This window comes from Neisseria sp. WLZKY-1 (assembly GCF_046546535.1).
Taxonomy (GTDB): Bacteria; Pseudomonadota; Gammaproteobacteria; order Burkholderiales; family Neisseriaceae; genus Neisseria.
The window spans coordinates 1-277 of record NZ_JBKGTW010000155.1 but is presented as its reverse complement, the minus strand read 5'-3'; the positions used below and the strand labels follow the sequence as shown (position 1 = coordinate 277).

Annotated in this window: 1 protein-coding gene; it reads right to left on the bottom strand. The window is 56.7% G+C overall.

Going from position 1 to position 277, the window contains the following annotated elements:
• Nucleotides 1-277 (bottom strand): IS110 family transposase (locus ACLD9W_RS12635; RefSeq protein ID WP_410842313.1); only part of this gene is annotated, 277 nt, incomplete at both ends.

The following is a 277-nucleotide window of genomic DNA, read 5'->3' as shown; positions in this document are numbered from 1 at the left end:
CGAATAAACGGTTCGAACCGCATCGCCACTACGGTGGCCATATACAGCGCCTTACGCACCGCAGACCTTCCGCCGAAGCAGCGGCTTTTGAATTTGGTTTCCCCGCTCTCCCTCTGGTGTGGGGCAATACCGACCAGACTCGCTATCCGTTTGTGGTTCAGCCGTCCCAATTCGGGCAGCATCGCCATCAGCGTAGCCGTCGTTATCGAACCGATGCCTTTGATTTGTTCCGCCACTTTGGCTTTGCCGTCAAAATGCGTGTGGGTGTGCTCGTCGA